Here is a 20,419-nt window from a genome sequence, read left to right as displayed (position 1 = left end):
ACATTGGTCGATTGAAAATCGGCTCCATTGGGTACGCGACGTCACGTTTGACGAAGACCGTTCTCAGATTCGAACCAAAGAAGGGCCGCGAGTCATGGCCACCTTGCGCAATCTCGCAATTAGCTTGTTCCGCTTAGGAAATCAATCCAACATTGCGAAAGCGACCCGCCGTTGTGCCAGAAAACCAGAAAGGGCTTTGGAACTGATCGGAGCTTAAAGACGACAAAGGACATGTCTGAGCATTTATCAACCTGACTTTGACGAATCCCTGAATTCGCAAGTGATATAAGTTGACACAAGGGAGACTCGCGTGCTAATTTAGTAACAAAGAGGTTTAACTAAATATTTATATGATTTAAGTGTTTGGTTAAAATGACCGATAGGAGCGATGAGACGATGGCAACCTCCCCCGAGCTCGACTACAACAAGCTGGATTTTGGCATTTTCCTGCCGATCGCGAACGGCGGCTGGATCATCTCCGACGCGGAGCCGCGCCCGGACGGCAGCTACGCGCTGAATCGCGAAGCCGCCGTGCTGGCGGAATCGCTCGGCTTCGACTTCATTATGTCGATGGCGAAGTGGAGGGGCTACGGCGGCACGACCAATCATTGGGGCGTGTCGCTCGAGTCGATGACGATGATGGCGGGCCTCGCGGAGGCGACGTCCCGGGTGAAGGTGTTCGCGACCGTACATACGCTGCTCTACCATCCGGCCGTCGCGGCGAAGATGTTCGCCACGCTCGACCACATCAGCGGCGGGCGCGTCGGCATGAACGTGGTCTCGGGCGCTTACGCGGGCGAATTCCGGCAGATGGGCATGTGGCCGGAGCATCTGGACCATGACCAGAGGTACGACCTGGCCCGCGAGTGGATGCAGGTCGTGAAGCGCCTCTGGCGCGAGGAGCGGGTGACGCATCGCGGCGACTATTACCAGCTGGAGGATTGCGAGTCGAATCCGAAGCCGCTGCAGCAGCCGCGCCCGCCGATCATCTGCGCCGGGGCATCCGAGAAGGGGATGGGCTTCACGATCGAGGAAGGCGACGCCTGCTTCATCGGCGGCCGGGATTTGGACGAGCTCGCCCAGGTGAGCCGCCGCGCGAAGGAGATGGCGGCCGAGCGGGGCAAGACGATCAAGACGTACGCCATGTTCGGCGTGCTGCCCGGCGATTCCGCGGAAGAGGTCGAGGCGAGGATGAAGAAGTACCAGGACGGGGCCGACCTGGAAGCGATCAAAGGACTGCTGCGCAGCTACGGCCTGGAGCCCGACGGCCGCGAGAATTCGATGCAGGCCCGGGCGCGCAACGTGTTCATGAACGAGATGCTGACCGGCAACGCCGACGACATCGTCGGGCGGATCAAGCTCATTATGGAGACGACCGGCCTCGACGGCATGATGCTGACGTTCCCGGACTATATCGGGGATTTGCGCTACTTCGGCGAGAAGGTGCTGCCGCTGCTGCGCGGAACGAAATAAGCCGGCATCCGGCGAATGGGCGGTTGATCCGATATGATGGATATTCCTAGCAAGGGAACGGCGCTGCTGGTCGTGGACGTGCAGAACGATTTCTGCGCCGCGGACGGCCTGATGGGAAGGTACGGCGCGGACCTGTCGGCCATCGACCCGGCGGTCGGGCGAATCGGCCGCTTGGCCGAAGCGGCTCGCGGCGCCGGCGTCCCCGTTATTTTCATCCGGCTGATCACCTCGCCGCACACGGATTCGAAGGCGATGCTGGCCTTCTTCGCCCGCCAGGGCATCGACGAATCCGGCGCGGCCATCTGCCGGGCCGGAACGACGGGAGCGGATTATTACCGGCTGTTCCCGGCCGAGGGGGATTACGTCGTCGACAAGCAGCGATACAGCGCCTTTATCGGCACGAACCTGGAGCTGACGCTGCGGCATCTCGGCGTGGACAAGTTGGTCGTGACCGGCGTGTCGACGGAATGCTGCGTAGAGTCGACCGTTCGGGACGGCTTCATGCTGGATTACGAGACGTTCGTCGTCGAAGACGCCTGCGCGGCGTACGAGCGGGAGCTGCACGACATCTCGCTGCGGCTGATGCGGCTGAACTTCGCGACCGTCGCGACGACGGCGGACGTGCTGAACGGCTGGACGGCCGGGAAGGGAGCGCCGGTATGATTCGAAAGAACGGGACGGCCGCGAATGCGGCGCCGGCCGGGCCGGAGAAGCCGGTGGTCGCGACGGTCGCCGAAGCGGCCGCGCTGATTCGCCGCCACATCGACCGAGAAGAGCTGATCGAGCTCATTCTGGAGCTGTGCAATATCCGCAGCCTGGCCGGCTTCGAGAAGGAGGCGGGCGACTACGTCTTCGCGTGGATGGAACGGGAGGGGCTGTCGCCGAAGCGGATCGGCATGGTGCCGGACCGATTCAACGTCATCGGGCGGATGGGCGGCGACGACCCGGCGAACGGGCGGAACCTGCTGTTCACGAGCCATCTCGATACCGAGGCGCCGCAGTACAATTGGCGCGACGGCTGGAAATACCGGCCCGGCGGCGCGATCGACGATCCCGATTGGGTGCGGGCGGAGCTGCAGGGCGGCGTCTTCCGCGGGCACCCGGTGGAGAACGACCGGGGGCCGATGGCTTGTTTTCTGATCGGAGCCAAAGCGCTGAAGCGGGCCGGCCTCGCCTTGAACGGCCATCTGTATCTGACCGCCTGCCCGGCGGAGATCGGCCCGGAGCACGTCGAGGAGTTCCAAGGCCCGTCGTATTACGGCAAGGAGATCGGCGCCCAGTACATGATGACGCACGGCGGCGTCGCGCCGGACTTCGCCGTCGCGGCCGAAGGGACGGACTTCGGCATCTCGTGGGTATCGTGCGGCTATGCGAACTTCCGCGTCGACGTCTACGGGGAAGACGTGTTCACCCCGCTGCTCGAGCATCCGCCGCGCCTGCGGGACCATCCGAGCGCGCTCGTGCTTGCCGCTCCGCTGATCGAAGCGGTGCAGCGCTGGGCCGCCGATTACGAAGTTCGCCATACGTATCGCGCCCCCGGCGGGACGGCCGTTCCCAAGGTGCAGATCGCGGCGATCCGCGGCGGGGACCCGCACATTATGGGCGGCGGCAGCGAGGTATGCTCGCTCTACCTGGAGGTTAACCTGACGCCCGTCCAGTCGATCGCGGACGTGCAGCGGGAGCTCGAGGCGCTGCTGGCGGACGAGAAGTTCGCCGGCAGGGCTTATCCGATCGTCTATCGGCAAGGCTTCGAGGCGGACGAAGGGAAGGTGGGGCCGCTGCGCCGGGCGTTCGGCGCGGCGGGCGAAGCTTGCGGCAGAGGCGCGGCCGAGCTGGCCCACCCGGTCTACTCGAGCATGTGGCGGGATCATAACGTGTTCAACATGTTCGGCATTCCGTCGGTCACGTACGGGCCGAGCCGGTCCCGGCCGACGGTGGACGACATGATGGACGCCGCCGTCATCTACGCGGCGACGGCGTGGCGAATTTGCAACGGAAAATAGGAGACTGCGAGCGGCGGAAGCAGGAAAGGGGGGACTCGCGTGGCGGAGGTTCTCGAGTCGCCGAACGTCAAGGCATCGGTCAAGGAGCGCATTCTGAACGCGGCGGAGGAAGCGTTCGCGTGCAACAGCTTCTCGGGCACGCGCGTCGGCGAGATTGCCGTCAAGGCCGAAGTGAACCAGGCGTTGATCTATTATTATTTCGAGTCCAAGGAGCGGCTGTACCAGGAGGTGCTGAACCGGCTGTTCGCGCAATGGGAAGCGATGCTCGGCCGGCAGGACTGGCAGGGCAAAGACGCGACCGCGTTCCTTCGCGAATACATTCGGGCGCAGTACGAGATGAAGTGCAAGCTGCCGAATCTGTATAAAATTTTCCACTGGGAGTCGCTCGAAGGCGGCGGACTGTTCGAGAAATACGCCTCCCCGATGTGGACGCAGGATTTCCGCGACATCGCGGGCAAGCTGGCGGCATGGCAGGACACGGGCGCGCTTCGGCCGCAGCTGAACGCGAAGGCGCTGCTGTTCCTCATGTTCGGGATGATGGACCAGTTCTATTATCGCGGCGATCGGGAGCTGGCTTCGATTCTCGGCGGCGAAGGAAGCCTCGAACGGCTGCATGCGGAGGCGGCGGAGCAGATGATCGGCCTGACGCTGCACGGCGCGCTGTCCAGGCGGGAAGAGCCGGCGCGGACGCCGTCTTCCGCATCGCATCCGGAGCCCGCCCTGACGGTCGTTCGGCCGGCGGCGGACGGCGAGGCGCCGAGCGAGGAGCAGCGCCGCATCCTGGAGACGCTGCGGGATCGGTCCGAAGCGCCGCTCCGGTTCGTCGACGAGCGGTCGCCGGAACAAGCGCTGCAGGCGGACAGCCGGCTGATCTTCGTCTTCGCCGCCACTTCGGTCGGGGAAATGCCGGATTGGCTCCGCGGCTGGCTGACGGAGCTGGAGCGGCATCCGGCGCCTGCGGCGGGGCGCTTCTTCGGCATTTGGACCGGCGGGAACCGGCCCGCGGCGGACGGCCTGCAGCGGCTGCTGGAGGACGCGTTTAACGCCGCGGGCGGCTACGCGGTATCCCGCCTCCCGGGGCAATCGCCCGGCGATTATGCGGACAGATGCCTCGGCGTGCTCCGCTCTCTGCACTGAAGGGCGCGGGGCGGGGGGAAGAGCCGGGAAGCGAACGATCGCGGCGAGCAGCGGCACCAAGAAGACCCGCAGACACTTCTGCGGGTCGCATTCGTTATGGGGTCACCCCCGGCCGATCGCGCGCAGCGACGCCTCTGCCGCTTCCAGGGTGGCGTCGACGTCCGCGTCGGTATGGGCGGTCGTCAGGAACCACGCTTCGTACTTCGACGGCGCGAGGTAGACGCCGCGCTCCAGCATCTCGCGGAAGAAGCGGGCGAACCGCTCGCCGTCCGTATCCTGCGCCTCCTCGTAATTCGTGACCGGATGGTCGCAGAAGTGCGTCGAGAACGCGCCGACGATCCGGTTGATCGTCAGCGGCACGCCGTGGCGGGCGGCGGATTCCCGCAGCCCGTCCGTCAGCCGCGCGGCGAGCGCGTCCATGCGCTCGTACACGCCCGGCTGCCGCAGCACCTCGAGGCAGGCGATGCCCGCCGCGACGGAAGCGGGATTGCCCGCCATCGTGCCGGCCTGATAAGCGGGACCGAGCGGCGCGACCTGCTCCATCACCTCGCGCCGTCCGCCGTAGGCGCCGATCGGCAGCCCGCCGCCGATAATCTTGCCGAGCGCCGTCAGGTCCGGCTCGATCGCCGCCAGATCCGGGAACGCCGCCGCGAACGTCTGCGTCGACCCGTAATGGAAGCGGAACGCCGTAATGACCTCGTCGTAAATGATGAGAGCCCCGGCCTCGCGCGCCAACCGGCACACGCCCTCCAGAAAGCCCGGCTTCGGCATCACCATGCCGAAGTTGCCGACGATCGGCTCGACCATCACCGCCGCCACGTCGTCGCCCCAGCGCTCCAGCGCCAGCTTCAGCCCGTCCAGCTCGTTATACGGCACCGTGATGACCTCGCTCGCGATGCTGACCGGAATGCCGGCGCTGTCGGGAATGCCGAGCGTCGACGGGCCCGAGCCGGCCGCGACGAGCACGAGGTCGGAATGGCCGTGGTAGCAGCCGGCGAACTTGACGATCTTGTTGCGCTTCGTCGCCGCGCGCGCGACGCGGATCGTCGTCATGACCGCCTCCGTGCCGGAATTGACGAAGCGCACCTTGTCCAGCGACGGGATCGCTTCCTTCAGCATGCGGGCCAGCGTGATCTCGAGCTCCGTCGCGGTGCCGTACAGCGTTCCATTCTGCGCGGCGCGCACGATCGCCTCGGTGACGTGCGGATGCGCGTGACCGGTAATGATCGGCCCGAACGCGGCCAGATAATCGATGTACTTGTTGCCGTCCGCGTCCCAGAAATACGCGCCCTCCGCCCGCTCCATGAACACGGGAGCGCCGCCGCCGACCGCCTTGAACGATCGGGACGGGCTGTTCACGCCGCCGACGATATGCCGCTTCGCCTCTTCGTACAATTGCGCGGATCTTGCTCTCTCCATGCTCCGATAACCCCCTGGCCATAAGATAACGAACGCAACCGGGGACCGTCCGGAAGACGGCCCCCGCTGGGAAGTCCGCATCCAGTCGGAATACGACCCTGTGGCGGAGGAGACGGCGATGTACCGCAAGCTCGCCAAGGAAGTGGACGGCCGGTACGACAGGAAGAAATAAGCGAAGACAGCAGGATGTGGCAATTGGTGGAAGAGGGATTCCGTACAGCAAGGCGATGCAAGGGAACGATTCCCATGCATCGCCTTGCGCAAGTTTACCGCCGCTTACCGCAAGAAATTCATCGGCAGCGGCTCGGGTTTCCCGCACGTGCTCGACAGTTCGTAATGCCGGCCTTCCTCGGAAGCCTTCAGAATTCCGTGCATGGCCTCCAGCACGTGGTAGGCCAGCTCTCCGCTCGCCCGATGCGGCGCTCCGCTGCGGATCGCGCAGGCCATGTCCGCGAGGCCGAGTCCCCGGCTGTTCTCCGTATAGCCGTGCGTCAGGGGAACCTCCGCGAAATCGGAGTGACCCTGCCTTTTCACATAGACCGGCCCGCCGAACGTATTCGGGTCCGGGACGAGCAGCGTGCCTTCGGTTCCGTGCACCTCCATGTACGGCGTCTTGGTGCCCCAGACGTCGAAGCTCGTGATGAGCGTCGCGACCGCGCCGTTCGCGAAGTCGAGCACGCCAGCGATGTGCGTCGGGGTTTCCACCGGGAATTTGCGCCCGTAGTTGCTCGGGTTCGTGACCGTCCGCTCCGGGAAGGTAATGCGGGCCGAGCCCGTGACGCGGCGGATCGGACCGATCAGGTTGATCAGCGCCGTCAAGTAATACGGCCCCATGTCGAACAGCGGGCCGGCGCCTTTCTGGTACAGGAAATCGGGATTCGGGTGGAATATTTCCGGCCCGTGGTACATCATGAACGCCGTCGCGGCGATCGGCTCGCCGATCCACCCGTCGTCCACCAGCTTGCGGCACGTTTGGATGCCGCCGCCGAGGAACGTATCCGGAGCCGAGCCGACGCGCAGCTTCTTCTCGGCCGCAACGGCCAGCACCCGCCGGCCGTCTTCGAGCAGCGTCGCGAGCGGCTTCTCGCCGTACGCATGCTTGCCGGACTCCAGAATCTTCAGATGCACGTCGGCATGCGCGTTCGGGATCGTCAGGTTGACAACTATGTCGATCTCGGGGTCGGCCAGCAGCTCTTCGACCGTGCAGGCTTTCGGAACGCCGAATTCCTGCGCCCTCGCGGCGGCTCTCCCCATATCCATGTCCGCGCACGCCACGATCTCGATGATGTCGAACTTGCGCCCCGCCTCGAAATAAATCGGGCTGATGTTGCCGCAGCCGATCATGCCAACTTTGAACGGTTTCACGCTTTTATCCCTCCATGGAAGCGAGCAGCTTCGTGATGTTCCGGTAGCTGATTCCGACGCTTTCCAGCTCGTCGCGCACGGTATGGTCCTGTTCGACGAACAGATACTTGGCCGCGCCGATCCGATTGATCTCTTCGACGATGCCCCGGATGTTCATGGCGCCCTCGCCGATTTCCGTGAAATATTCTTTCTTGGAAAACAACATGAAGCGCCCGAACGTAATCGGCTCGGACTCGTCGATCGTTTCGAACGCGCTCAAGGGCCGAACGCCGGCCGGAACGTCCTTCTGGTGCACGAGGTCGCACCGGTCGCCCAGCTTGGCCAGCCATTCGATCGGATCGACGCCCCCGCGCAGCGCCCAATACGTGTCGAACTCGATTTTGACCAGCTCTTTGTCCGTGCGCTCCAGCAGAATGTCCAGCATATATCGTCCGCCGAACCGCTGGAACACCTCGAAGTGGTTGTGGTAGTAGAAATCGATGCCGTTCCGGCGGCAAATGTCCCCGTAGCGGTTCATCTTGTCGCAGAAAGCGTAGACGGCTTCGAGATCCGCGAACAGCTCCATCGGGCAAACGATCGTCTTGCTGCCGATCTCGTGAGTATAGGCGATCAGTTCGTCCCAATCGACGCTGTCCAGAATGCCGACGTGGCTGGACACGATCTTCAACTGGTTTTCGTCCAGCGTTTTTTTCAGCTCCTTCGCGGACAACCCGCAGAAGCGGATGCCGTTCGAAGCGTCGTGGATGAACAGCTCCAGGTTCCGGTAGCCGATCTTCGAAATTTCCGCCAGCGTTTTCGCGCAGTCCTGCTGCAGCGCCTGGCGCACGGAAAACAGCTGCAAACCGAGTTCAAAGCTCATGGGACAAGCCTCCTAAGGTTGTTTTCGTTCACGGCATCCGACGTCCGGCTTCCGGGACCCGCCCGCAGCCGGCCTTACCCTTTTACCGCGCCGATCATGATGCCTTTGACGAAATATTTCTGGAAGAACGGATACGCGATCAGAATCGGAACGACGCCGATGACGGCGATCGCCATCCGGACGGTCGTGCCCGGGATGCTGCTCATGGCGTCGCCCACGTGGGACGACATGTTGCTGCTCGAGAGGAACTGGATATCCATCAGAATGCGGTTCAAGATGTTCTGGATGCTGAAATAAGCCGGATTCGTGATGAAAATGACGCCGTTGAACCAATCGTTCCAGTACCCGATGCCCTGGAACAGCCCGACGGTCGCGAGGATCGGGGTCGACAGCGGCAGCACGATGGAGACGAACGTCCGGAACTGCCCCGCTCCGTCCAGGCCCGCGGATTCGATGACCGCGTCCGGCACCGACGTCAGGAAGAACGTGCGCATCAGCAGGATGTTGAAGCCGCTCATCAGCAGGTTCGGGACGATGAGCGCCCAAATCGTGTTCTTCATGTCGAAGTACTGCGTGTAGACGAGATAGGTCGGCACCAGGCCGCCGTTGAACAGGATCGTGAAGAACACGATGAACGTCAGCGGTTTGCGCGGCCCGAACGCTTTCTGCGACAGCGGATACGCCAGCATGGCCGTAATCGCCAGCCCGACCGACGTCCCTACGACGGTAATCAGCACGGTGATCCCGTAAGCCCGGATCAACTGGGTCGACTCGCGGGCCAGATACCGGTAAGCCGCGTCGCTGAATTCGGCCGGGAACAGCGAATAGCCGTCGCGGAGAATCGCCTGCTCGTCCGCGATCGAACTCATGAACAGCAGCAGGAACGGAAGAATGCACGCTAACGCGATCAGCATGAGGAACGCGTGGGCCGTCCACTGGATCAGCCGGTTTTGGCTCGTCATGCGCCGGCCCCCCCTTTCAGAACAATGCTTGGTCTTTGTTGATTTTGCGAACGACGTAATTCGAGAGAAGAACGAGAACGAATCCGACGATCGATTGGTAGCAGCCGGCCGCGGCCGACATGCCGATATCGCCGATTTGCATCAGTCCCCGGTACACGTACGTGTCGATGACGTTGGTTGCGTTCATGATCGGACCGGACTCCATCGGAACCTGGAAGAACAGGCCGAAGTCTGCATAGAAGATGCGGCCGATGAAGAGCAGCAGCATCATGACGATCACCGGGGAAATCAGCGGAATCGTGATGAGGCGGATTTGCTTCCACTTGGAGGCTCCGTCCAGCGTCGCCGCCTCGTAATATTCCTTGTCGATGCCGATGATCGCCGCGAGGAAGACGACGCACAGGAATCCGGCGTTTTTCCATAAGTTGACGATCACCAGGATGAACGGCCAGTAGACCGGTTCGTTATACCACGATATTTCCTTGATTCCGAACAGCGGAAGGATCGTATGGTTCATCATTCCGGTATCCTGGCTCAGCAGGGCGAACACCAGGTAGCTGACGATGATCATGGAGATGAGATAAGGAAGCAGCAGCACGCTCTGGTAGAAGCGCGAGAAAAATTTCGACGTGATTTCGTTCAGGAAAATGGCGATTGCGATGGAGAACGCGAAATTCACGACGATGAACACGGCGTTGTATCCGAGCGTATTGCGCGTAATGAGCCAGGCGTCCGAAGTTTTGAACAAGTACTCGAAATTTTTGAAGCCGATCCAGTCGCTGTGCCAAATTCCTTTGGCGAAATCGACGTCCTTGAACGCGATGACCAGTCCCAGCATCGGCAAGTAATTGTTGACCAGCAAATAGAGAAGTCCGGGAATGACCATCACGTACATGGCCTTGTTCCGGGCGACGTTCCTCCACGTTCGTTGCCAAAGGGTCGTACCCATGGCGCCTCCTTCCTGGCGGAGGAACGGACCGTCGCCGGGGGCGGCGGCCCGTTCTCCAGTCCTGCGGGCGGGTCGTCTTATTTCGAAGCGGCCCACTCATCCAATTGCTTTTGCTTTTCCGCGATGATCTTGTCGATGCCGGCGTCCTTCAGCTTCTTCCGGAATTCCGGGAGCACCTTGGCCGGATCGACCGTCCCCCATTCCAGCGCCATCTTGTATTGGTTGAGCACGTTCTGCACCGCGGCCACTTCGGTCTTGACCGGCGTCTGGTCGAACGTGAATCCGAGCGCTTTCGACGGCACAGCGGAATCGTTGAAAGCCTGCAATTGCTTCCAGAGGTCGGGAGAGTCGCCTTCCCAGACGTAGGTCAGGAATTGGTTACCGAACATCCAGCCCTGGTTCAGGTTGTACTTGCTGTTGTTCTGGTCCACGCCGTCCGGATAACCGGCGACGCCGTCGGACTTCACGACGTAGTGCTTGCCTTCGATCCCCCAGGCCAGCAGGTTGGCGACGTCCTTGTCGGTGAACATCAGGTTCAGCATCTGCATCGCTTTGTCCGGGTACTTGGCGTTGCGCGGAATGCCCCACATCATGTTGGCGACGGAGCTGGTCCGGGCTTGCGGCTGCGTCAGCGGGATGGTGACGACGGGTTTGCCGATGAGACGGGACTCTTGTTCGGCGTATCCCGGCTTGATCCGGGTCAGGAGAACGTCGCCCCGTCCGGCCTTCATCAGCTCGAGCCCGCTGTCCCTGTTCGTCGCGGCGTCCTTCATGATGAAGCCCGCTTCATACCAGCTCCGGATCTTGTTCAGCAAATCGGCGTATTCCGGCTGCTCGAACCAGTCGACGACCTTCAGATCCGTCGCGTCGCCGGGCAGCACGCCGAGCTTGTCGCCCAGGTTGTCGTACGTCATGTAGTTGTCGAGCAGAGAGTCGCCGGGGCCGAACGGGACGAGCGGAGTGGAATCCGGCTCGTTCTTCTTGATCGTGGCGAGCAGGTTGCCGACGTCGTCGAACGTCTTGATGTCTTCCGTCTTGATCTGGTACTTGTCCAGCACGTCCTTCGGGATGACGAGACCGTACATGTCCGCCAGGTCGCGCATCGTCGCGACGCCGTACGTCTTCCCTTTCACCTTGCCGGCGGAAATATAGTTGTCCCCCAGCGTCTTCACGATGTCCTGGCCGTATTGGGCCAGCAGGTCGTCCAGCGGAAGCAGTTGGTTCTTGGCCACCTGCGTCGTGTAGTTGAACCACGTGCCGACGACCATGAGGTCGACCTGCTCGTTCCCCGTCAGCATCAGGTTCGTCTGCTGGCCGTAAGTGCCGTAGCTGATCGGCATCAGCTTCACGGTCGCGCCGATCTTCTCCTTCGTGATTTTGTTGATCTCGTCGTTAACCGCTTGCATGTCTTCCGGGATGCCGTTCAGGACGAAGAACGGCATGACGATCTCGGGCGTATCTCCGCTGTTCGCGGATTCACCGCCGGACGCTTGCGTTCCGGAAGCCTCTTCGCCGCCTTTGGAGCCGCCGCCGCATGCCGTCAGCACCATGAGCAGCGCGAGCACAAGTGATAAACCGCTTACATGCCTCTTGAACTTGTTCATTTGCAGCCCCCATGCAGTAAGATTGGTGAATCTGAGTTGATTGTAGGGCAGCGGCGGGTGCGGGCTCTACCTGCGTTCTGACGTCTTCCTGACTCTAATCTGACCTCCGGCCGCTCAGGTCGTTCAGCGAGCGGCGGTAGTCGACCGGGTTCATGCCGGCTGCGGCTTTGAACATTTTCGAGAAGTACGAGAAATTCGTATACCCGACGCGGGCCGCGATCGCCTGCACGGCCAGATCCGTCTTGGCCAGCAGCTCCTTGGCGATCTCCACGCGCAGCTGCGTCGTATATTCGGTGAGGGACAAGCCGGTTTTCTTCCGGAACAGGCGCGAGATATAATCCGGATTCAAAAACACATGCTGGGCGATTTCCTGGCGCGTCAGCTCCTTGTCCAGATGGTTCCGGATATAGTTCTTGATGCGGTCGATCACCATTTCCGGCTTCTGTTCGACGTTCAGATGGGCCTCGGCTCTCTCCGTCACGTGGCGGAGCCAGACGCGCATATCTTCCAGGGAAGCCGTCGAACGCGCGGCAAGCTCGAGCGACGTGCTGTCCTGGTACAGCTCCGCCGCGTGAATGCCGTTCTCGTTCAAATAGAAATACAAGACTTGAAGGAAGTGGTGGTAAAACCGGTGCAGCATGTCAGCATCGAGCGCCTGTTCCTCGACCAGACGTTCCAGGAAGTGTTCCGCGTCCTGGACGAGCAGCGTCATCTTGCCTTCCTGCAGCATGACCTTCCACAGCCGGTCGTCCGGCAACGGGACGTTCCGCTTGGACGCCGGGGTTTCGCCCGGCATGAACACGCGGCTGCGGATCGCCACGTTGGCTTGCATGCCGTGCTTCAGCCGTTCGAACGATTCCGGCAAGCCCGTGACCGGAACCGGAAAGTCCACGTAACACGACAGCTCCCAGCCGTACGTCTCCCGGCAAAAGGCGATGAACCCCCGGCAGCAGCTTCGGATCGCGTCCAAATCGTACGGGGCGTCGGGCCGCTGCGGGATCGCCACGAACAGCGTCCCGGCATCGACCGCGACGGAGAACGCTTCCGCGAACCGCTTCGAGACGTACGCGGATGCCGCCTCCTTCAAGCTCCGTCCCGCGGATTCGCCTTCCGGCATCCGCTCCAGATCGATCAGCACGGGCAAATATTCGCTCTCTTGCGCAAGCTCGATATTCCGCGACGCGGCGGCTTCCTCAATCGCATGGCGGTCCGGAGGAATGACGCGGTGCAGAACATCGTGCCAGAACCGCTCCATGACCAGAGGCTTGTGCCGTTCCCAATATTCGCTGTTTTTGTGCCGGTTCTCCCGGTCCCGCCTGTCCAGCACCAGCCTTTTCGCCTTTTCGACCGCTTCGGACAATTCGTCGTGCGGCACCGGCTTCAGCAAGTACTCCAGGCCTCCCAGCTGGATGGCCCTTTTGGCGTAGGTGAATTCGGCGTGGCAGGTCAGGATGATCGACTCCACTTCCCGGCGGCTCTCCTTCACCCAGGCGAGCAGCTCGAGCCCGCTCCCCTCGGGCATCTCGATATCGCAGATCATGATGTCGACGGAATGGCTCCGAAGCACTTCCTTGGCCTGACGGATATTGTTGGCCGTCAAGACGGACGCGATGCCGAGGGCTTCCCAATCCAGCGCGTGCTTCAGCCCTTCCAGCGCATGGATCTCGTCGTCAACGATCAGCATGTTCATCGGTCGTGGCACCTCCAACGGAAATTCGGTTCATACGGGAATGAGCACTTCGACGGACGCTCCGCCTTCCGGACGGTTCGAGAACGTGAGCTTGCTGCCCGGATGCAGACGGGACAACCGCTCCCGGATATTCCACACTCCGATATGCTCGCCATCCTCGTCCACGATGCGTTCCCCTGCCTGCAGCTTCGCCAGCGCTTCCTTCGAAAACCCGCCTCCCGTATCCCGGACCCGAATCCAGAGGCGGGGGGCTCCTTCTTCCTTCCTCAGCCCGGTTTCGACCGTAAGCGTCATCACCCGGTCCATCGACATGGCATGCTTGACGGCGTTTTCGACGAACGTCTGCACGGTCAGAGGGGGCACGGGCAAGGGCAGCGTCTCGTTCTGCGCACGGATCTCGCACCGGAAGCGTTCCGGGAACCGCAGCTCCTGGATGCGAAGGTAGTTGCGCACATGCTTCAGCTCCTTGTCGAGAGAAACCGCGTATTGGTTCGTCTGCAGCATGTAGCGGAAGTAGCGGGACAAGGCGATGCACAGCTCCTGGATCACCTCGTATTTCCTGACGTGGGCCAGGCTGTAGAGAACGTTGATCGCGTTCAGGAAAAAGTGCGGCTTGATCTGAAGCTGGTAATAATTCAGCTCCGCCTGCTGTTTTCGCAGCTGCTCTTCGTAATAGTTGATTTTCAGCGTCTCGATTTCCTGGATCATGTTGTTGAACGATTCGTTCACGGTCTCGAACTCGTCCGAAGTCGGGTACGGCGCGATCGCGACTTTCAGGTTCCCTTCCTTGACGAGCTTCATGGCCGTCAGGATGCGCCTCAGCGGCAGCAGCACCGTCTTGCGCAGCATCATCAGCGAGATCGGAACCAGCAGCGCGACGGCCGCGAAGCACAGCGCGATGACCTTCGTCAAATACGGAAGCCCTTTCAAAATATCGCTGTCCGGAACGAGCGCGACGAGACTGATGCTGCTGGCTTGCGACTTCTCCCGCACGACCAGGAACCTGTCCCCTTCGCCCGACAGGTAATAGGAGTCGGTCGGGCGGGCCAGGTCGATTCGATGCCCGCGGACGAAGTCCTCGTTCACGATCGGAACGCCCGTGTCCGTCGCGAACAGCGACGTGACGTTTTTCCCGGAATTTACGTATCCGAGCGGCATCAGCAAATTTTTCACATTCACCCAGGCGCCGATCAGCAGATGGTCCGTCTTCAGGTACGTGACCAAATAATGCTCCTTGCCGAATTGCTCGACGTACCACGGCTTCGTGACGTCTGCCGGCGAGGAGATGGGGGCGCGCAAACGCCGGAACAATTGGCCGTATACGGACAGCCCGTCCGGAGGACTGTTCCGGTACGTCTTGAGCACGTCGTCGTTCGGAATCGAATAGACGAAAATGGAGTCGACCGCCTTCAGGAGCAGGATGTCCTGGTTCAAATCGTTGGAAAGCTGCAATTTGGACAGTTCGTATCCGGTGGTCAACCCGACCTGGTTCATCCCGATCAAGTCCGGGTTGCTCGACGCCATCTTGTACAAGTATTTGGAGACGTCGTCCAAATTCTCGTCGATCTGGCCCATGTACAAGGAAATCATGTTTTTGTTGGAAACGTAAATTTGGTCGCGGACGACATGGATCGCGTAGAAATTGTTGAAGAACAGGAGCGAAATCAGGGGGACGACGACGATCAGCACACCGGAAAACAGCTTGAATTGAATGGAATTTCTCCTGATCTTGAGCAGTCTCAACGAGTTCCCTCCCCGCGCGGATGCAAGCGGACTTGATGATCTGGACGTTGTCGGGCTTCCGTCGCAAAGATTAGTTCCATTCTAACAGAAATCGCCGTCCGGAGAATATGAAATTGAAGCGGGGAGCAATGCGGACATGTCTGGACGCGGAAGCGGCTGCGGCCTGCGGGTCAAACGCCCAGCTTGGCCCGCAGGAAGGAGATGAACTGCGCCGCCTGGGGCACGAGCTCGTCCTCCTTGCGGTACGCGAGGCTGATCGTGCGCTTCCGCACCCGTCCGGGCAAGTCGCGCATCGCCAGCGTTCCTTCCGACGCTTCCTTCATGACGCTGCGCCAGGGGAGAATGCCGACGCCCATGCCGTGCTTGACCGCTTCCTTGATCGTCTCGATGCCGCCGAGCTCCATCCGGACGTTCCAGCGCAGCCCGTTTTCCAGCGCCCACTGCTCGGACAGCTCCCGCGACGTCGAGCCGTGCTCGTGCACGAGGAACGGCTCGCGGCGCAGGTCGTCCACCTCGATGCGCTCGCGGGAGGCGAGCCGGTGGCGGGGCGGCAGCGCCAGCTTCAGCTCGTCGTCCGCGAGCTTGACGACGTTCAGCTCCGGATACGGCCGGTCCGGCAGCGAGACGATCGCCACGTCGATCTCGTAGCCGGCCAGCATCTCCAGCACGTCGCCGGCCTGCTTGACCGTCAGCAGCGGAAGCGTCCGCGGGTTCTTCTCCTGGAATTCCGCGAGGTAGGGCGGCAGGAAGTAGGTGGCCGGCGTGTAACTTGCCCCGATTCGCAGCTTGCCCCTTCCGGCCTCCTTGTGCTCCCGCATCAGCTGGCCGGCTTCCTCCACCAGCGTGACAATCTTGCGGGCGTAAGGGAGCAGACTCTCGCCCGCGTTCGTGAGCGCGAGCCTCCCCGCCAGCTTGCGGAACAGCTCCACGCCGAGCGACTCCTCCAGCTTCCGCAGATGGAAGCTTACCGTCGGCTGCTTCAGCCCGAGCTCCGCCGCGGCTTCCGTGACCGTGCGGCAGGCGGCCGCCTTCTCAAATACCCTCAACTGCTGAACGTTCATGCCGCAGCCTCCGTCCCTTTCGCGCAAAGTTCTTTCTCCTCCCCCAATATAGACGATATCTATGCAACTAACAATAAGGATAGAAACTATTTAATTTACATTTAGCACAACGTTTACGTCGGTCTGACAAATCCCCGCTAGAGTAGAGCTATACCAAAGATTCATAGGGGAGGATCCAATCCACATGCGCAGCTCCAAATGGTTGACGACCGCCGCACTGCTCAGCTTGACCGTAGCGGCAACCGCCTGCGGCAACTCGAACGACAACGCTTCGAACAACGCTTCCGCATCGCAATCGCCTTCGGCTTCGGCTTCGACATCGCCGTCCGCTTCCGCCGAGAGCGCAAGCCCTTCGCCTTCCGCTTCGGCGCCTGCCGAGAGCGCGAGCGCCGCGCCGAACGGCAACGGCGAGACGCTGACCGTCTATCTGAACGACTTCGACGACATTGTCAAGCCGATGTTCGAAGAGCAGACGGGGTACAAGCTCAACATCGTCAGCGGCAACGGGGCGGAGATCATGTCCCGGATCGAAGCGGAGAAGGGCAATCCGCATTGGGACGTCGTCTGGATGGACTCGATGCCTTCCATCGATCAGCTGGGCGCCAAAGGCGAGCTGCTGGAGGGCTGGACGCCCGACAACGCCGCCAACCTGACGGACTTCTCCAAGCAGTTCGTTCCGGCCAACCAATCCTACTACCCGACGGGCACGCACGCGGCTTCCGTCATCGTCTACAACACGAAGTCGTTCGACGAGGCCAGCGCACCGAAGACGTGGGCGGATCTGGCCGATCCGAAGTTCAAAGGAGCCGTCGGCATGGCCGACCCGGCCGTCGCGGCGCCCGCGTATCCGTTCGTCGCCTGGTTCTTCCAGTCGCAGGGCATGGATGCCGGCAAGTCCTACTTCCAAAGCTTGATCAAGAACGGCATTCACATCTATCCGAAAAATCCGCAAGTGGCCAACGCCCTGACGAGCGGCGAGATCAAGGCGGCGGCGCTGCAGGAGAGCAACGCCTATACGCTGAAGAACAGCGGCGAGCCGATCGGCATCATCTGGCCGGAGGAAGGGGCGCCGGGCTCGGTCCGCGTCGCCGCCATCCAGAAGAATACGCAGCATGCCGACGCGGCGAAGGCGTTCGTCAACTTCCTGCTGGATCCGAAGACGCAGCAGGCGCTCATCGACAAAGGCGACGAGAGCTACTTCGAGCCGAGCGTGAAGGGCGTCACCGCGAAGCCGGACCGCGATCCGAACGCCAAGCTGGTCGTGGCCGAAGCCGGCTGGGCGGGCGAGCACGAAGGCGAGATCAAGCAGTGGTTCGCCGACAACTCGGTGCAGTAACGAATGGTTAACCGATGGTTCGCTTACGGGAACAGGACGGGCTGGCTGGTGCTGGCCGTCCTGATTCTTCTTATTCTGCTGCCTCTCGCCGCCGTCGTCATTCAGGTGCTGCTGCCGGGCGTCTTCTTCGGCAATTGGCAGCTGGGCGATCTGTCGCTGCTGCTCGACGTGTTCCGGCGTCCGCTCTGGTATACTTCGCTGAAAAATACGATCGTGCTCGGGCTCGGAACGACGCTGCTGGGAACGCTGATCGGCGCCGCGCTCGCGACCGTGCGCGCGCAATGGAAATTCCCGGGCGCCCGGCTGCTGGACGTGACGGTGTGGCTGCTCGTCATTACGCCGTCCTTCATCCTCGCCCAGGGCTGGGTCATGTTCGCGGCCGCCGGCGGCCTCGCCAAGCAGTGGTTCGGCTGGGACTGGCTGCATTCGTTCATCTTCACGCCGGTCGGACTGATCGTCGTCATGGCGCTCAGCAAGTTCCCGTTCGCCTATCTGGCCGTCTACACCGCGTTGGAATGGAAGGTGGACCGGCTGGGCGAGGCGGCTCGGATGAACGGCGGCTCGCCTTGGACGGTCTGGCGCACGGTGCACGCGCCGCTGCTGCTGCCGGCTTACTGCTCCGGGGCGATGCTCGTCTTCATGGACACGGTCGGCGACTTCGGCCTGCCGGCTTCGATCGCCGCCGTCTTCCGGTTCCCGACGCTGCCCTACTCCATCTATTCGGCGCTCTACACGTCGCCGATCCGCTTCGATATGGCGGGCGTGCTGTCGTTCTATCTCGTGCTGCTGATCGCGCTGGCGATGAGCGTGCAGTTCTACGTGCTGCGCCGGTCGCGCTTCGACTTCCTGAACGCGAGGGCGACGCGATCCGAACCGAGGCCGCCGATCCGGGGAAAATGGCTGTTCGCCGCGATCAACGTGCTGACGATGGCGATCGCGGCAGGCATTCCGTTCGGCTCGAACCTGCTGACGTCCGTTACCCGTTCGGGCAGCGGCGGCGGCGCGGCGCTTACGCTGGATAATTACAAGCAGCTGTTCGAGACGAGCGGCCTGCTGTCGGAAGGGCTCGTCCATTCGCTGGAGATCGCGGCGGGAGCGGCCGTCATCGGCCTCATCGTCGGCTTCTTCGTCTCCTACGTGCTGACCTATTCCCGCTTCGCGCTGCGGCAGGCGGTCGACGTCATCTCGCTGATCTCGCTGGCCGTGCCGGGCGTCGTGCTGGGAATCGGGTATATCTTCATTTGGAACCAGGCGTGGCTGGAGAAGATCGGCATGCTGCTCTACGGCAAGCCGGGCATTCTCGTGCTGGCGAGCGTCGCGGGCGCGATCCCGGTCATCACCCGCATGCTGTCCGGGGCGATGGCGAAGGTGCCGGAACGCCTGCTGGCAGCCGCGCAGATGCAGGGCGCCGGCTTCGGCAGCCGGCTTCGCACGGTGTTCGTGCCGCTGCTGCGCGGCGCGCTCGTCTCCGCGGCGCTGGCCGCGTTCGGGGCGAGCGTATTCGACCTGGCGACGACGTCGATTCTGTTCCCGCCGAACTTCATGACGCTGCCGGTCGTCATCAACCAGGCGTTCGAGGACCTGAAGTTCGGCTATGCCGCCGCGGCCACGCTGACGGGAGGCGGCGCGGTCATCGCCGCCATCATGATCATCGAATGGCTGTTCAAACCCAAGAAGGCAAGGAGAACCGAACCATGACACCGATTCTGGAAGTGGAAGGGCTTCATAAAACGTTCGGAAGCCACGCCGCGCTGCAGGGGCCGAGCTTCAGCGTGTCGGCCGGGGAGATCATCAGCGTGCTCGGTCCGTCCGGCTGCGGGAAGTCCACGCTGCTGCAGCTGATCGCAGGGCTGCAGCAGCCGAGCGCGGGCGAGATCCGCTTGCGGGGCGAGGTCGTCTCGTCGGCCTCGCGGCTCGTTCCGCCGGAGAAGCGAGGCATTAACATGGTGTTCCAGGACTATGCGCTCTGGCCGCATATGTCGCTTTACGATAACGTCGCGTACGGCCTGCGCAGGAAGAAGGCTTCCGCGGCCGACATTCGCGCCAAGGTATCGGAGCTGCTGCGGCTGCTGCGGCTCGAGGGCATGGAGGAGCGGCTGCCCGCGCAGCTGTCGGGCGGCCAGCAGCAGCGCGTCGCGATCGCGCGGGCGCTGGCGACCGAGCCGGATCTGCTGCTGCTCGACGAGCCGCTGTCCAATCTCGACATGCGGCTCCGGATCGAGATGCGGGCGGAGATGGCGTATCTGTTCCGCCGTCTCGGCACGACGGTGTTCCATGTCACGCACGATCCCGAGGAAGCGTTCGCGATGGCGGATCGGCTGATCATTATGCGAAGCGGCGCGATCGATCAGATCGACACGCCGCAGGCCTGCTACGAGCGCCCGGCCACCCGGTCGGCGGCGTCGCTGCTCGGCACGGCCAACCGGCTGCGGGGCGAGGCCGTGCGGAAGGAGCCGGCTCCGGCGATCCGCCACGGGGACGAGGTCGTGCGCGGCGTCGCGCCCGCGGGCTGGGGCCCGACGGCCGCCGAGAAGTCGGCCGAGGCGCTGTTCCGGCCCGACGCGGCGCGCTGGGAGACCGGCACGCGCGGCGATGGCGACGGTGCCGCCGGCGGGCGACAGACGTACAATGATATCGGGGCGCGCGTCGTTCACAGCTCCTACGAAGGCAGCCGCTGGCGCGTGCTGGCGGAGACCGAAGGCGGCGTCAAGCTGGCGCTGTTCCATCATGAACCGCTGCCGGCGGGCACGCCGGGGAGGCTCGTCGTTCCGGTCGCCGACACCTATGTATATCCGCATACAGACGAAAGGTGAGCCGT

At 62.5% G+C, this 20,419-nt stretch carries 16 protein-coding genes and 1 pseudogene; 8 read left to right on the top strand and 9 right to left on the bottom strand.

Going from position 1 to position 20,419, the window contains the following annotated elements:
• The 5 genes and pseudogenes from G485_RS30635 to G485_RS28390 form a co-directional block, all read left to right on the top strand.
• A pseudogene (locus G485_RS30635) lies at window positions 1–217 on the top strand (ISAs1-like element ISMul1 family transposase); the annotation flags it as partial.
• Window positions 218–396: 179 nt separating this feature from the next.
• Window positions 397–1,473 (top strand): LLM class flavin-dependent oxidoreductase, encoded by a 1,077-nt coding sequence (locus tag G485_RS0112270; protein WP_051318225.1) that lies wholly within the window; start codon window positions 397–399, stop codon window positions 1,471–1,473.
• Between the two features lie 33 nt (window positions 1,474–1,506).
• Window positions 1,507–2,136 (top strand): cysteine hydrolase family protein, encoded by a 630-nt coding sequence (locus G485_RS26230; protein ID WP_035155931.1) that lies wholly within the window; start codon window positions 1,507–1,509, stop codon window positions 2,134–2,136.
• Window positions 2,133–3,476 (top strand): zinc-binding metallopeptidase family protein, encoded by a 1,344-nt coding sequence (locus G485_RS26225; RefSeq protein ID WP_051318224.1) that lies wholly within the window; start codon window positions 2,133–2,135, stop codon window positions 3,474–3,476. The genes G485_RS26230 and G485_RS26225 overlap by 4 nt, the downstream gene beginning before the upstream one ends.
• A gap of 39 nt (window positions 3,477–3,515) precedes the next feature.
• Complete coding sequence (locus G485_RS28390; RefSeq protein WP_051318223.1) at window positions 3,516–4,613, top strand: TetR/AcrR family transcriptional regulator; 1,098 nt, start codon at window positions 3,516–3,518, stop codon at window positions 4,611–4,613.
• Between the two features lie 102 nt (window positions 4,614–4,715).
• Here the strand turns inward: G485_RS28390 and G485_RS0112250 are convergent, their stop codons facing one another.
• From G485_RS0112250 to G485_RS0112210, 9 genes are all read right to left on the bottom strand, one after another.
• On the bottom strand, window positions 4,716–6,032 hold the full coding sequence (locus tag G485_RS0112250) for a glutamate-1-semialdehyde 2,1-aminomutase (RefSeq protein WP_027092807.1): 1,317 nt from the start codon (window positions 6,030–6,032) through the stop codon (window positions 4,716–4,718).
• A gap of 276 nt (window positions 6,033–6,308) precedes the next feature.
• Window positions 6,309–7,397 (bottom strand): Gfo/Idh/MocA family protein, encoded by a 1,089-nt coding sequence (locus tag G485_RS0112245; RefSeq protein ID WP_027092806.1) that lies wholly within the window; start codon window positions 7,395–7,397, stop codon window positions 6,309–6,311.
• A gap of 4 nt (window positions 7,398–7,401) precedes the next feature.
• Window positions 7,402–8,256 (bottom strand): sugar phosphate isomerase/epimerase family protein, encoded by an 855-nt coding sequence (locus G485_RS0112240; protein WP_027092805.1) that lies wholly within the window; start codon window positions 8,254–8,256, stop codon window positions 7,402–7,404.
• 74 nt (window positions 8,257–8,330) lie between these two features.
• Window positions 8,331–9,218: a carbohydrate ABC transporter permease gene (locus tag G485_RS0112235; RefSeq protein ID WP_027092804.1), complete on the bottom strand. Its 888-nt coding sequence runs from the start codon at window positions 9,216–9,218 to the stop codon at window positions 8,331–8,333.
• A gap of 16 nt (window positions 9,219–9,234) precedes the next feature.
• Window positions 9,235–10,113 (bottom strand): ABC transporter permease, encoded by an 879-nt coding sequence (locus tag G485_RS0112230; protein ID WP_420805769.1) that lies wholly within the window; start codon window positions 10,111–10,113, stop codon window positions 9,235–9,237.
• Window positions 10,114–10,244: 131 nt separating this feature from the next.
• On the bottom strand, window positions 10,245–11,771 hold the full coding sequence (locus G485_RS0112225; RefSeq protein WP_027092802.1) for an ABC transporter substrate-binding protein: 1,527 nt from the start codon (window positions 11,769–11,771) through the stop codon (window positions 10,245–10,247).
• 94 nt (window positions 11,772–11,865) lie between these two features.
• Entirely contained in the window at window positions 11,866–13,461 is a 1,596-nt protein-coding gene (locus G485_RS0112220) for a response regulator (RefSeq protein ID WP_035155928.1), read from the bottom strand.
• Window positions 13,462–13,491: 30 nt separating this feature from the next.
• Window positions 13,492–15,204 (bottom strand): sensor histidine kinase, encoded by a 1,713-nt coding sequence (locus G485_RS0112215; RefSeq protein WP_027092800.1) that lies wholly within the window; start codon window positions 15,202–15,204, stop codon window positions 13,492–13,494.
• Window positions 15,205–15,374: 170 nt separating this feature from the next.
• On the bottom strand, window positions 15,375–16,265 hold the full coding sequence (locus tag G485_RS0112210) for a LysR family transcriptional regulator (RefSeq protein WP_027092799.1): 891 nt from the start codon (window positions 16,263–16,265) through the stop codon (window positions 15,375–15,377).
• A 184-nt stretch (window positions 16,266–16,449) separates the two neighbouring features.
• Between G485_RS0112210 and G485_RS0112205 the strand changes: the two genes are divergently transcribed.
• Genes G485_RS0112205 through G485_RS0112195 form a run of 3 tightly spaced genes read left to right on the top strand, consistent with a single transcriptional unit; the run spans window position 16,450 to window position 20,414 of the window.
• On the top strand, window positions 16,450–17,601 hold the full coding sequence (locus G485_RS0112205; RefSeq protein ID WP_027092798.1) for an ABC transporter substrate-binding protein: 1,152 nt from the start codon (window positions 16,450–16,452) through the stop codon (window positions 17,599–17,601).
• A gap of 3 nt (window positions 17,602–17,604) precedes the next feature.
• The gene (locus tag G485_RS0112200) at window positions 17,605–19,299 is read left to right on the top strand and encodes an ABC transporter permease (RefSeq protein ID WP_027092797.1); all 1,695 of its coding nucleotides are present in this window, start codon (window positions 17,605–17,607) and stop codon (window positions 19,297–19,299) included.
• The gene (locus G485_RS0112195) at window positions 19,296–20,414 is read left to right on the top strand and encodes an ABC transporter ATP-binding protein (RefSeq protein ID WP_027092796.1); all 1,119 of its coding nucleotides are present in this window, start codon (window positions 19,296–19,298) and stop codon (window positions 20,412–20,414) included. The genes G485_RS0112200 and G485_RS0112195 overlap by 4 nt, the downstream gene beginning before the upstream one ends.
• The last annotated feature ends 5 nt before the right edge of the window (window positions 20,415–20,419 follow it).

The sequence above is a fragment of the Cohnella thermotolerans DSM 17683 genome (genome assembly GCF_000429825.1).
Taxonomy (GTDB): domain Bacteria; phylum Bacillota; class Bacilli; order Paenibacillales; family Paenibacillaceae; genus Cohnella; species Cohnella thermotolerans.
The sequence above is the reverse complement of the archived record's forward strand: the minus strand, read 5'-3'. Positions and strand labels throughout refer to the sequence as shown.

Excerpts from the sequence above, each read along its gene's own strand:
- G485_RS0112270 (WP_051318225.1), top strand. The coding sequence starts at position 397 with ATGGCAACCTCCCCCGAGCTCGACTACAACAAGCTGGATTTTGGCATT.
- G485_RS26230 (WP_035155931.1), top strand. The coding sequence starts at position 1,507 with ATGATGGATATTCCTAGCAAGGGAACGGCGCTGCTGGTCGTGGACGTG.
- G485_RS0112195 (WP_027092796.1), top strand. The coding sequence starts at position 19,296 with ATGACACCGATTCTGGAAGTGGAAGGGCTTCATAAAACGTTCGGAAGC.
- G485_RS0112235 (WP_027092804.1), bottom strand. The coding sequence starts at position 9,218 with ATGACGAGCCAAAACCGGCTGATCCAGTGGACGGCCCACGCGTTCCTC.
- G485_RS0112205 (WP_027092798.1), top strand. The coding sequence starts at position 16,450 with ATGCGCAGCTCCAAATGGTTGACGACCGCCGCACTGCTCAGCTTGACC.
- G485_RS0112250 (WP_027092807.1), bottom strand. The coding sequence starts at position 6,032 with ATGGAGAGAGCAAGATCCGCGCAATTGTACGAAGAGGCGAAGCGGCAT.
- G485_RS0112225 (WP_027092802.1), bottom strand. The coding sequence starts at position 11,771 with ATGAACAAGTTCAAGAGGCATGTAAGCGGTTTATCACTTGTGCTCGCG.
- G485_RS26225 (WP_051318224.1), top strand. The coding sequence starts at position 2,133 with ATGATTCGAAAGAACGGGACGGCCGCGAATGCGGCGCCGGCCGGGCCG.
- G485_RS0112220 (WP_035155928.1), bottom strand. The coding sequence starts at position 13,461 with ATGAACATGCTGATCGTTGACGACGAGATCCATGCGCTGGAAGGGCTG.
- G485_RS0112210 (WP_027092799.1), bottom strand. The coding sequence starts at position 16,265 with ATGAACGTTCAGCAGTTGAGGGTATTTGAGAAGGCGGCCGCCTGCCGC.
- G485_RS0112230 (WP_420805769.1), bottom strand. The coding sequence starts at position 10,113 with ATGTACGTGATGGTCATTCCCGGACTTCTCTATTTGCTGGTCAACAAT.
- G485_RS0112240 (WP_027092805.1), bottom strand. The coding sequence starts at position 8,256 with ATGAGCTTTGAACTCGGTTTGCAGCTGTTTTCCGTGCGCCAGGCGCTG.
- G485_RS0112200 (WP_027092797.1), top strand. The coding sequence starts at position 17,605 with ATGGTTAACCGATGGTTCGCTTACGGGAACAGGACGGGCTGGCTGGTG.